The organism is Nocardia sp. NPDC058499, assembly GCF_042719915.1.
In the GTDB taxonomy this organism is placed as follows: Bacteria; Actinomycetota; Actinomycetes; order Mycobacteriales; family Mycobacteriaceae; genus Nocardia.
The window spans coordinates 813,727-824,513 of the sequence record NZ_JBHXMZ010000002.1 but is presented as its reverse complement, the minus strand read 5'-3'; the positions used below and the strand labels follow the sequence as shown (position 1 = coordinate 824,513).

General features: G+C 67.9%; 11 protein-coding genes. 7 read left to right on the top strand and 4 right to left on the bottom strand.

The window, feature by feature from the left end; translation table 11 throughout:
• Positions 1-131: 131 nt before the first annotated feature.
• A complete protein-coding gene (locus ACFWPH_RS08845; protein WP_378748974.1) occupies positions 132-998 on the bottom strand; it encodes an oxygenase MpaB family protein in 867 nt (288 codons plus the stop codon).
• 128 nt (positions 999-1,126) lie between these two features.
• On the opposite strand from ACFWPH_RS08845, the gene ACFWPH_RS08840 reads away from it, so the two are divergent.
• The 3 genes from ACFWPH_RS08840 to ACFWPH_RS08830 all read left to right on the top strand — a co-directional run bounded on the left by ACFWPH_RS08840 (position 1,127) and on the right by ACFWPH_RS08830 (position 3,660).
• On the top strand, positions 1,127-1,780 hold the full coding sequence (locus tag ACFWPH_RS08840) for a TetR/AcrR family transcriptional regulator (protein ID WP_378748973.1): 654 nt from the start codon (positions 1,127-1,129) through the stop codon (positions 1,778-1,780).
• Positions 1,781-1,790: 10 nt separating this feature from the next.
• Positions 1,791-3,230: an acyl-CoA synthetase gene (locus ACFWPH_RS08835; protein WP_378748972.1), complete on the top strand. Its 1,440-nt coding sequence runs from the start codon at positions 1,791-1,793 to the stop codon at positions 3,228-3,230.
• A gap of 61 nt (positions 3,231-3,291) precedes the next feature.
• Positions 3,292-3,660: a PPOX class F420-dependent oxidoreductase gene (locus ACFWPH_RS08830; protein ID WP_378748971.1), complete on the top strand. Its 369-nt coding sequence runs from the start codon at positions 3,292-3,294 to the stop codon at positions 3,658-3,660.
• An 89-nt stretch (positions 3,661-3,749) separates the two neighbouring features.
• Here ACFWPH_RS08830 and dapD read toward each other — a convergent pair whose 3' ends face one another.
• The gene (dapD, locus tag ACFWPH_RS08825) at positions 3,750-4,697 is read right to left on the bottom strand and encodes a 2,3,4,5-tetrahydropyridine-2,6-dicarboxylate N-succinyltransferase (protein WP_378748970.1); all 948 of its coding nucleotides are present in this window, start codon (positions 4,695-4,697) and stop codon (positions 3,750-3,752) included.
• A 61-nt stretch (positions 4,698-4,758) separates the two neighbouring features.
• On the opposite strand from dapD, the gene dapE reads away from it, so the two are divergent.
• From dapE to ACFWPH_RS08805, 4 genes are all read left to right on the top strand, one after another.
• Positions 4,759-5,856 (top strand): succinyl-diaminopimelate desuccinylase, encoded by a 1,098-nt coding sequence (gene dapE / locus ACFWPH_RS08820; protein ID WP_378748969.1) that lies wholly within the window; start codon positions 4,759-4,761, stop codon positions 5,854-5,856.
• Entirely contained in the window at positions 5,853-6,431 is a 579-nt protein-coding gene (locus ACFWPH_RS08815; RefSeq protein WP_378748968.1) for a TIGR00730 family Rossman fold protein, read from the top strand. The genes dapE and ACFWPH_RS08815 overlap by 4 nt, the downstream gene beginning before the upstream one ends.
• A gap of 426 nt (positions 6,432-6,857) precedes the next feature.
• Positions 6,858-7,739 carry a dihydropteroate synthase gene (gene folP / locus ACFWPH_RS08810; RefSeq protein ID WP_378748967.1) on the top strand — a complete coding sequence of 294 codons (882 nt, stop codon included), beginning with the start codon at positions 6,858-6,860 and terminating at the stop codon, positions 7,737-7,739.
• A complete protein-coding gene (locus ACFWPH_RS08805; RefSeq protein WP_378748966.1) occupies positions 7,736-8,674 on the top strand; it encodes a glucosyl-3-phosphoglycerate synthase in 939 nt (312 codons plus the stop codon). Before folP ends, ACFWPH_RS08805 begins: the two co-directional genes overlap by 4 nt.
• Positions 8,675-8,978: 304 nt before the next feature.
• On the opposite strand, the gene ACFWPH_RS08800 is transcribed toward ACFWPH_RS08805, so the two are convergent.
• Complete coding sequence (locus ACFWPH_RS08800; RefSeq protein ID WP_378748965.1) at positions 8,979-9,620, bottom strand: hypothetical protein; 642 nt, start codon at positions 9,618-9,620, stop codon at positions 8,979-8,981.
• 300 nt (positions 9,621-9,920) lie between these two features.
• Complete coding sequence (locus ACFWPH_RS08795; protein WP_280460969.1) at positions 9,921-10,781, bottom strand: hypothetical protein; 861 nt, start codon at positions 10,779-10,781, stop codon at positions 9,921-9,923.
• Positions 10,782-10,787 lie beyond the last annotated feature (6 nt).

Sequence of the window (10,787 nt, the reverse complement as noted above, 5' to 3'; positions counted from 1 at the left end):
GGTTTTGTCTTGGTGGGGAGGGGGGGGGGAGGGGGGGAGAGGCGGGGAGGGGGGGGGGGGAAAGGAGGGGACGGGGGGGGCCAAAACCCGCGCCGCCGCAGGCGGCGCCAATAGATACAGCCGCCAAAATCTCAGACCAGGGGTTTGCCCTTGCGCATGCGGCGGCGCATATCCCACAGGTAGTAGTTCATCGGGAACTGGCGTAGGAAGCGCGGCTGGAGTTTCAGGCCGAATCCGATGATTTTCATCGTCCGGTCGAACCAGCGCTGGTTGCTCTCGGTCCAGTCCATGTACATCGCCTGCCGGATCTGTGGGGGCAGGCAGCCGGAGACGACGAACCGGTGGAATGTGGCCGATACCCACCGCACCGGTAGCGGCAGCATTTTCAGGTCGATGAGGTCGTTGAAGTAGGCGCGGGTGGTGTCGTCGATTTCCAGGTTGTCCAGGTTGTCTTCCCAGAACTCCCAGAACGCGGCCCGGTTCGGCGGCCACATTTCCGGGCGCACCTGCAGGGTGGTGCCCAGCCGGATGCTGTGCGCGTAGAAGGTGTCGGCGGTGGCTTCGTCCATGGGGCCCTGGACTTTTTCCAGGAGGTCGACGAAGCCGAAGTACAGGCAGGCCGCGACCCAGAGCTGGAGTTTGGGGTCGAAGGCGTTGTATTTGACCGGGCTGGTGGGTTTGGTGCGGATATGGCGGTGGGAGGTGTTGACCGCGAGCCGGTAGGCGTTGCGTTCCTCTTCGGTGCCCAGCATGGCGACCGACAGGTAGGTGAGGGTGGTGCGGAGCCGTTTGAACGGGTGCACCATCACGTTGCCGCTTTTGACGTCGCTCTCCATGACGCCGTAGGCGACCGGCCGCAAACCCAGCTGCATGATCACGTTCGCCGTGCCGCCGAGGAACGCGGTGATTCCGACGATATGGTCTTCGACGTCGAAATCGGGGGCGTAGAGCGGGCGGGGCTCGGGTTCGTTGTGTGATATGGGCCGGGGAGCGGTCATCAGTGACCTCTTTCCTATGAGAAGATTATATGATAACCATCTCATTCACTCGATGTTGCGTCAACCATCATCGTAATTGTGCGATGCTTACTGTGTCATTGCATCACCGAGCGCGAGAGGGTGCCGAGATGGGTGCGCTGGCTCAATTACTGCCACTGGTGCGATCGCCGCGTCGCGATCAAGATCAATCGGTGTTGTCCGCCGCGCTGCAGGCGTTTCTCGATTTCGGGATCAAACGCACCAGCATGGTGGAGGTCGCCCGCCGCGGCGGGCTCTCGCTGGCCACCCTGTACCGCCGGTTCTCCAGTAAATCCGACCTGATCCAGGCCGTGGGATTGCAGCAGACCCGTGAATTCATCGAGGGTGTCGATGCCGCGGTGCAACGGCAGATCGACCGCGATGCGGGTGCCGAAGACCAGATCGTCGAACTGTTCGTCGCCTTCCTCGACGGCCTGCGCAGCAACCAGCTGCTGGACCGCCTGCTCGATACGGAACCCGAGATCGTCTTGCCTTACCTGACCACCAAAGGCGCCCCGGTGATCGAACTCGGCCGCGACTACCTCGCCGAGTTCGTCACCCGCCTGCAGGCCGAAGGAAAATTACCGGCCTACGATCCGCTGCCGGTGGCCGAAATGGTCGCGCGTACCGCATTGTCGCTGGCGCTGACACCGCAGACGGTGATTCCGCTGGACGACGATATCGCCGCCCGGAAATACGCGCGCGATCATGTCGCGGTCTCGTTCCGCGTAGGTCCGCGAAGCGGCGGTGGCGCCGGGCAGTAGGTTGGGGCGCATGTCCCTCGCGCCGCGTCTGCTCCGATCGCTGGACCCACTGGCCGTCGCCGCGGGAGCCGATATCCCCGACGCCGTCACCATCGACGGAACCACCCTCTCCCGCAGTGATCTGCTCGGTGCGGCCACTTCGGTGGCGGAACGGATCGCGCGCGCGGAGCGGGTCGCGGTCCTGGCCCGCCCCACGGCCACCACCGTGCTCGCCGTCATCGGCTGTCTGATCGCCGGAGTAACTGTGGTCCCGGTCCCGCCCGATTCCGGTACCGCCGAACTCGACCATATGCTCACCGATTCCGGGGCGCAGGCGTGGCTGGGTGAGGCCCCGGACGGGACCGCGCTACCGGTGGTCCCGGTCCGGCAACACGCCCGGTCCTGGCATACCTACCCCGAGCCCGACCCCGCCGCACCGGCTTTCGTGCTCTACACCTCCGGCACCACCGGCCTGCCGAAGGGGGTGGTGCTGAGCCGTCGCGCGATCGCCGCCGGCCTGGACGCGCTCGCCGAGGCCTGGTCGTGGACCGCGGCCGATGTGCTGGTGCACGGTCTGCCGCTGTTCCACGTACACGGCTTGATCCTGGGTTTGCTCGGCCCGCTGCGAGTCGGCAGCCCGCTCGTGCACACCGGGAAACCGACGCCCGCGAACTACGCCGCGGCCGCGGGCACCATGTATTTCGGCGTACCCACCGTCTGGACCCGCATCACCGAGGATCCCGACGCCGCGAAACAGTTGAGCGCCGCCCGGCTGCTGATCTCCGGTAGCGCACCACTGCCGGCGCCGGTATTCGAGCGGCTGGCCGAGCTCACCGGCCAGGAGCCGATCGAACGCTACGGGATGAGCGAAACGATGATCACGCTGTCCGCGCGGGCCGACGGCGAACGCCGGCCGGGCTGGGTCGGGGTGCCGGTACAGGGCGTGCAGACCAGGTTGCGGAACGAATCCGGACAGCCGGTACCGCACGACGGTTCGAGCATCGGCGGGCTGCAGGTACGCGGTCCGATGCTGTTCGACGGATACTTCGGCCGTCCGGAGGCCACCGCCGAATGCCGGACCGAGGACGGCTGGTTCCGCACCGGCGATGTCGCGGCGATCGACGCCGACGGGTTCCACCGGATAGTCGGCCGCGAATCGGTGGACCTGATCAAATCCGGTGGGTACCGGATCGGTGCGGGTGAGGTCGAAACCACCCTGCTGGGCCATCCCGGTGTCGCCGAGGTGGCGGTGGTCGGGTTGCCGGACGCCGATCTCGGCCAGCGGATCGTTGCGTTCGTCGTCGCGCGCGATACCGCACCCGGCGAACAGGAGCTGATCGACCATGTGGCCGGCGAGCTCTCGGCCCACAAACGGCCACGGGAGATCCGCTTCGTTGCGTCCTTACCGCGAAATGCCATGGGCAAGGTGCAGAAGAAGCAACTGGGCAGGGCCGGAACTCCGGGCGAGTGAAGCACCGCCGCGCGCCGCGGGTATTGACCTCAACCGGACTCGAGGTCCTACCGTCGGTCCCATGAACGCGACGCTCACGCCCGAACATCTCGACTACCTGGCCGGACAACGGCTGGGCCGGTTGGCCACCGTAGCTCCCGACGGGTCGCCCCAGAACAATCCCGTCGGCTTCCGCTACAACCCCGAACTCGGCACCATCGATATCGCGGGCTGGAATATGGGACGCTCACGCAAGTTCCGCAACCTGGCGAAAAATGCCCGCGTCGCGTTCGTGGTCGACGATATCGCCTCGGTCCAGCCGTGGCGGGTGCGCTGCCTGGAGATCCGCGGCACCGCCGAGGCGCTCACCGGAACCGATTCCTACATCGGAACCGAACCCGGGGAACTCATTCGCATCCACCCGGAACGAGTGATCGCCTTCGGAATCTGAGATACGGCGAGCCGGTTCACCTCGCGTGTACCGCGCGGAGGTGGATTACGACCCGCCGGCGTCCGCTCATCGACTCCGGCATGCGCCGATCAGTTGTGCGCGTGCAACGCTTCGTTCAGCTCGATCCCGGTACCCGAGCGGGGAACGACCTCCACCGCACCGGTTTGCGAATTACGCCGGAACAGCAGGTTGTTCGTGGCGCTCAGTTCGGCCGCCTTGATCACTGTGCCGTCCGGCGTGGTGACCTTGGTGCCGGCGGTGAGGTAGAGCCCCGCCTCCAGCACGCAATCGTCGCCGAGCGGGATGCCCAGGCCCGAGTTCGCGCCGAGCAGCGAGCGTTCGCCGATCGAGATGACTGTGGTACCGCCGCCGGACAGGGTGCCCATGGTGGACGCGCCGCCGCCGATATCGGAGCCGTCGCCCACGACGACGCCCGCCGAGATGCGGCCCTCGACCATGGAGGTGCCGAGGGTGCCGGCATTGAAGTTCACGAAACCCTCGTGCATGACGGTGGTTCCGGCCGCCAGATGCGCACCCAGCCGGACCCGGTCCGCGTCACCGATACGGACCCCGGCGGGGACCACGTAATCGACCATGCGCGGGAACTTGTCGACGCTGTACACGGTGACCGGCCCGCGGGCGCGCAGTTTCGCCCGGGTGGTTTCGAACCCTTCCACCGCGGCCGGCCCATGGTTGGTCCACACGACATTGGCCAGCAGGGCGAACTGCCCCTCCAGGCTCACCGAATGCGGGCGGACCAGGCGATGCGACAGCAGGTGCAGGCGCAGGTACACATCGTGCGCGTCGACCGGGGCGGCGGACAGATCGGCGATGGTGGTGCGGACGGCGATCACCTCGACACCGCGCGCAGGGTCGGGGCCCACCAGTTCGGCCAGTTCGGCGGGCGCCTCGGCGAGCCGCTCGGTACCGGTCTCGGTGAACTCACCCAGCTGCGGGGCGGGGAACCAGGTATCCAGAACGGTTCCGTCGGTGGTCACGTTGGCGATGCCGTTAGCGGTTGCTCCCTGAGTGCTCACGACACCGCAGCCTACCCACCAGCGTCTCCGTAGTGGTGCGGCACCTCTACGCTCGTATCCCGTGACCCTCGACCTGCACGCCGATCCCGTCGCGCTGACCGCGGCCCTCGTCGATATTCCGAGCGTGTCCCGGGAGGAGGACGCGATCACCGACGCCGTGGAAACGGCGCTACGCACCCAGACCAGCGGCTTCGAAGTGGTACGCCACGGCAATGTGGTGCTGGCGCGGACCGACCGGGGCCTGCCCACCCGGGTCGTACTCGCGGGCCATCTCGATACGGTGCCGATAGCGGACAATGTCCCCGGCCGGTTCACCGTCGAGAACGGGTCCGAGGTGTTCTACGGCTGCGGCTCGGTCGATATGAAATCCGGGGACGCGGTATTCCTGCACCTGGCCGCCACCATCGCCGAACCCGCACACGATTTGACCTTGATCTTCTACGACTGCGAGGAGATCGCCGCCGAATTCAACGGCCTGAACACCATCGAACGCGAACTACCGGAATGGCTGGACGCCGATCTGGCGATTCTGGGTGAACCCTCCGGCGGCTGGATCGAGGCCGGCTGCCAGGGCACGCTGCGGGTCCGGCTGAGCACGGCCGGGGTGCGGGCGCATTCGGCGCGTTCCTGGCTCGGTGACAATGCGGTCCACCGGCTGGCCCCCGTCCTGACCCGGTTGTCGGAGTATCGGGCGCGTGAGGTCGATATCGACGGCTGCCTCTACCGGGAAGGTCTGTCGGCGGTGCGTATCGAGGGCGGGGTCGCCGGCAATGTGGTGCCGGACGCGGCCGCGGTGGAGGTGAACTTCCGGTTCGCCCCCGACCGCACGGTCGAGCAGGCCACCGAACACGTCCGGGAGGTCTTCGCCGGCCTGGAACTGGAGTTCACGGTGACCGACGCGGCGCCCGGCGCACTGCCCGGGCTCACCGCCCCCGCGGCGAAGGGGCTCGCCGACGTGGTCCGGGCGCACGGTTCGGCCGGGATCCGCGCCAAGTACGGCTGGACCGATGTCTCCCGGTTCGCTGCCCGCGGGATACCGGCGGTGAACTTCGGCCCCGGCGACCCCAACCTCGCGCATAAACGCGATGAGCACGTCCCGCTGGCCCAGATCACCGCCGTCACCGAGATGCTGCGCGCCTACTTGGAAGGGAACCAGTGAATCCACGACCGTTCGCACTGTGCGTGTACTGCTCCGCGAGCACCACCGACCCCGACCACCTGACCCTCGCGGCCCGGGTGGGTACCGAAATAGCCCGGCGCGGCTGGCAGCTGGTCTCCGGCGGCGGGCATGTGTCGATGATGGGCGCGGTAGCGACCGCGGCCCGCGCCGGCGGCGCCGAGACCATCGGCGTCATACCGAAACATCTGGTGCATCGTGAGGTCGCCGATGTCGACTCCGACGAGCTGGTGGTCACCGACACCATGCGTCAGCGCAAACAGGTGATGGAGGATCGCTCCGACGCCTTCCTCACCCTCCCCGGCGGGATCGGCACGCTCGAGGAATTCTTCGAGACCTGGACCGGCGGCCACCTCGGCCAGCACACCAAACCCATGGCGATCCTCGACCCGGGAGGCCACTACACCGGCCTGTTCAGCTGGCTCACCGAACTCCACGACCGCGGTTTCGTACCGCAGGAAGCTCTCGATCGCATCACCGTCACCCCGGACCTGACCGAGGCCTTCGCCGCGCTGAACCCCCGGCCACCCCAGGACGCGGTGCTACGGGCGATCTGACGACTCCCGCGGGGCGGCCGACCGACTTCTACCCACCTCCGGGAAGCTACCGGCGGGCGTCGGCCGCGGCGAGTGCCTCCGGTGGTACCGCCCTGTCCGCGACCGACAGCGAAATGCCATCGGCCCCGGGTCGCGGGGCTGCGGTTGTTATCAGTCCCACATTGTGTGCAGGCCCTCTCGAGGCCCTCGGGAGTGTTCGGGCCGCTGGAGTCGCCGGGATCAACCGGTTAACTCGACGGTTTCACGCCGTTCCGAATGGAGCGAGCCCAGTGGCGGCGCCGAGTTCAGCGAGGCCCTCGAAGGTTTCGGCCGCGTTGTCGTTCAGACCCCGATGCGATGCGGCGCAGCCGCGAGTGCCGGGGACTGAACGACAACGCCTCATGGGCCGAAACCAGCGCGCCGCAGGCGCGCAAATAGACTCAGCTCATGTTCGATCCAGTCCGTCCGGCGCCGACATTGTGCGGCCGGGCGGTGGCAACGGACCGTGCGCTGGTCATGGCCATTGTGAATCGGACCCCGGATTCGTTCTACGACCGGGGCGCCACCTTCGCTGACAGTGCTGCGCTGGCAGCGGTGGACCGGGCCGTGGGCGAAGGCGCCGATCTCGTCGATATCGGTGGGGTGAAGGCGGGGCCGGGGGAAACGGTGGACGCCGCGGAGGAATCGCGGCGCGTGGTGCCGTTCGTCGCCGCGATCCGTGCGAAATATCCCGAGCTGCTGATCAGCGTCGATACCTGGCGTTCCGAGGTCGCGCGGGCCGCGGTGGCCGAAGGCGCCGACCTGATCAACGACACCTGGGCGGGGGCCGATCCGGAACTGGTGCCGGTGGCCGCGGCGACCGGAGCCGGGATCGTCTGCAGTCATACCGGCGGCGCTGTCCCGCGCACCCGCCCACATCGAGTTCGTTATCCCGATGTGGTGGCCGAAGTGACCGATACCGTCGTGCGTGCCGCGGAAGCGGCGGTGGCCGCGGGCGTACGCAGGGACTCCGTGCTCATCGACCCGACCCACGACTTCGGCAAGAACACCTACCACGGGCTCGCACTGTTGCGCGCAGCGGACGTTCTTGTAAAAACCGGGTGGCCCGTCTTGATGGCGCTGAGCAACAAGGATTTCATCGGAGAGACATTAGGTGTCGGACTTTCCGAACGGCTGGAGGGCACATTGGCAGCAACTGCATGGGCCGCCGCGGCCGGTGCCCGCGTTTTCCGGGTGCACGAGGTCGCCGCGACCCGGCATGTGGTCGACATGATTGCCGCGATCCAGGGTATCCGGCCCCCGGTACGAACTCTGCGAGGTCTCGTATGAAACTCTCACACCACGAGCCCGGCTGGGCCACGACGAATACCTGGGACACACCGGAGTGGGCGGTGAGCGATCTGGTCGCCGCCAAGGCCGGACGCACCGTTTCGGTGGTGCTGCCGGCGTTGAACGAGCAGGACACGGTCGCCGACGTGGTGGCCAGTATCCGACCGCTGCTGGGCAGCCTCGTGGACGAGCTGGTGGTGCTCGATTCGGGTTCGACGGACGCGACCGCCGAACGTGCCCGCGCGGCCGGTGCCGACGTGGTCAGCCGGGAGCAGGCCGTGCCCGAACTCGAACCTGTACCGGGCAAAGGCGAGGTGCTGTGGCGTTCGCTGGCGGTGACCAGCGGCGATCTGGTGGCCTTCGTCGACTCCGACCTGATCGACCCGGATCCGGCCTTCGTGCCGAAACTGCTCGGACCCCTGCTGACCACCCCGGACCTGCACCTGGTCAAGGCCTACTACCGGCGCCCACTCCGTCACGGCGGTGAGGTGGACGCGCACGGCGGCGGGCGGGTCACCGAACTCGTGGCGCGGCCGCTGCTCGCCGCGCTGCGACCGGGGCTGACACCGGTCCTGCAACCGCTCGGCGGCGAATACGCGGGTACCCGCGAGCTGCTCACCGCGGTACCGTTCGCACCCGGGTACGGAGTCGAGATCGGGCTGCTGCTCGATACCTACGACCGCTTGGGCCTGCCCGCCATCGGTCAGGTCAATTTGGGGGTACGGACCCACCGCAACCGCCCCCTGGCCGATCTCGGGGTGATGAGCCGGCAGATCCTGGGCACCGTACTGTCCCGCAGCGGAGTATCGGATTCGGGCGCCGCGCTCACCCAGTTCCCGTTGGTCGGCAACGAGTTCACCCCCCACAGCACCGCCGTGGACCTGGTCGACCGGCCACCCATGAACACGATCCGCCCGGACGTCGCCGCCGCCTGAGCCGTGGGCCGGGTTCACCGTCGGCGGCGGTGATGGCGTATCGACGTCGTCGAAGAATCCGCGGCAGTTGTCCGCCGCCGGAATCCGAACCACGGACCGCGTGGGTAGGTCGGTCATGAGCCGGAGCCGCGCTGCCGCTCAGCTGCGCAGCCGACCGACGAGTTCTCAACGCAAGAAATCCGCAGCCTTCTCGGGACGGCCGTGGTGCCGATCCCGGCGAGATCGAGCTCGGAAGGCCTGGACCGGCCGGGCGCCCCGGCCGGGCGCGCCGGCCGCGGCCGAGGTGTCGTATCGCATGGTTCGCCTATGAAGGCTGGTCGTCCGTGGACTTCTTTGTCCCGGGATCCGGGGCGTCGGGGGCGGGCTCCGCTACGTCCTGATCGGGTCCGGGCTCCTCCTGACCCGCTTTACCCGAGGGCTCGGCTGCGGTCGTCGTTTCGGCGGTGGTCTCCGTGATGTCTCCGTCGGTCCCGGTTTCCGGGGTCGTTCCGGCTTCGGAGCCCGTGGCGGGCGTTGTCTCCGGCTCGGTCCGGGCCGCCTTATCGGTGTCGGTTGCCTCGGGCGGCTCGCTGCCGCCGGTGGTCGACGTGGATTCGGGTGCCGTCCCGGATCCAGGCGTGGGCGATCCCCCGGACGTGTCCTCGGCGGCTGACGTGGCAGGGGCGGCGGGCGGGGGTGTGGTCTCGGGTGCGGTACCGGACTGCGATGCAGCAGCGGCCGGTGCTGTGGTGGTCGGTTCGATATCGCCGTCCGTTCGGCCGGGCGATTCCGCGGCTTCTTCCGGCTCGTCGTGTTCGTGTTCCAGGCGGGCCTGGAGTTCGGCGACCGTGACGTATTCGGTCTCCGCCGTGCCCGGATTACGCAACCACAGGATCACCGAGACCAGCAGCCCGGCAACGACCAGAACCACCGCCACGATGATCAACGCGTCCACCTGCGCCTCCACGAATTACCTTGCCGGAGCCGGACAACGCCGGGGCAATGCGCACCTTTCGGTGCGAGGCTGTTGCACCCTTGCCGGACATTGCACCGAATTCGGCAGAATGCGGGCGGTGAGCCGTATGACCCCAGCGTCAGCGCCAGCGTAGCAATAGCTTTGACAAGCCAATATTCGTTGTCGCTATCGACGATTCCGGGCGTGTCGGGAATTATCGTCCGGGCGTGAATTCATCGCGCCCGGCGAAAGCCGCGGGGCGTGGTGTTCAATGCGCCGGAATACCGGGTGGGCGGTATCGCCGATACGGGCTCAGCGGCGCTGGCGCACCGGCCGCAGCCGCGAATCGACCGGGTCGTGCAGGTAGACCGGTGTCAGCAGATCCGCGTCCACCGGTTCCCCGGTCCCGCGTTCGTAACGCACCCCGATCAACACCGAGAACCGGCGATTGGCCGCCCGCTCGTGCAGGGTCGCCAGCCGGGTGGCCAGCAGCCGGACCGCGCCGAGCGACCCGGGCGGGTGCAGGCCGTCGATCACCAGGACCGTGCCCCGGCCGTCGGGCCGCGGTAGGCGGGCCAGGTAGGCGATATCGTGCGGGTCCGGACTGGCCGGCCGGTAGATTCGGCGGGCGGCTCGATCCTCGATACCGCGCCGCCCGTCGCCGGGCCGGGCCACCGCCCGCCGTAGCCGCGGATCGCCGGCGATGAGCTGGCGCAGGCTGGGCGAGAGTTCCGGGCCGCTGAGTACGATGAGACCGTCGCGTAGGAGGTTCACCGGGCGTCCGGGCGCGAACGGTTCGATGGTTACCCCGAAACCGAGCTCTTCGAGCTGTTCGGCGAGCCGCGGCGCGGCGGCCGGGTCCGGTGCGCCCATCAGCCTGCCCGCACGCGTATCCGGGACCAGCAGCGTGAGCGGGCCGTGGCCGAAGAACAATCCCTCCGGCGCCGGGCCCTGGGTACTCACCTGATGGATCCGGGCGCGGGAAAGACCCGCGGCGGCACCTATTCTGGCGAAAGTCCACCCTTCGGCGTGCAACTCCCGGATTACCGCACGTCGAATTCGAGTGAGCTCGTTGATGGTTTGCTGAGCCGCTGCGACACCCTCCGTTGCGGCCTTGAGTCGCTCGACTTTGTCCTCGATCGCGAATATTCGCGCCACGTCATCGGCCGACATGTGCGA

What these genes read in the sequence shown, in the direction of transcription:
- ACFWPH_RS08845 (WP_378748974.1), bottom strand. Translation starts at nt 998, where the DNA reads ATGACCGCTCCCCGGCCCATATCACACAACGAACCCGAGCCCCGCCCG.
- ACFWPH_RS08840 (WP_378748973.1), top strand. Translation starts at nt 1,127, where the DNA reads ATGGGTGCGCTGGCTCAATTACTGCCACTGGTGCGATCGCCGCGTCGC.
- ACFWPH_RS08835 (WP_378748972.1), top strand. Translation starts at nt 1,791, where the DNA reads ATGTCCCTCGCGCCGCGTCTGCTCCGATCGCTGGACCCACTGGCCGTC.
- ACFWPH_RS08830 (WP_378748971.1), top strand. Translation starts at nt 3,292, where the DNA reads ATGAACGCGACGCTCACGCCCGAACATCTCGACTACCTGGCCGGACAA.
- folP (WP_378748967.1), top strand. Translation starts at nt 6,858, where the DNA reads ATGTTCGATCCAGTCCGTCCGGCGCCGACATTGTGCGGCCGGGCGGTG.
- ACFWPH_RS08805 (WP_378748966.1), top strand. Translation starts at nt 7,736, where the DNA reads ATGAAACTCTCACACCACGAGCCCGGCTGGGCCACGACGAATACCTGG.
- ACFWPH_RS08795 (WP_280460969.1), bottom strand. Translation starts at nt 10,781, where the DNA reads ATGTCGGCCGATGACGTGGCGCGAATATTCGCGATCGAGGACAAAGTC.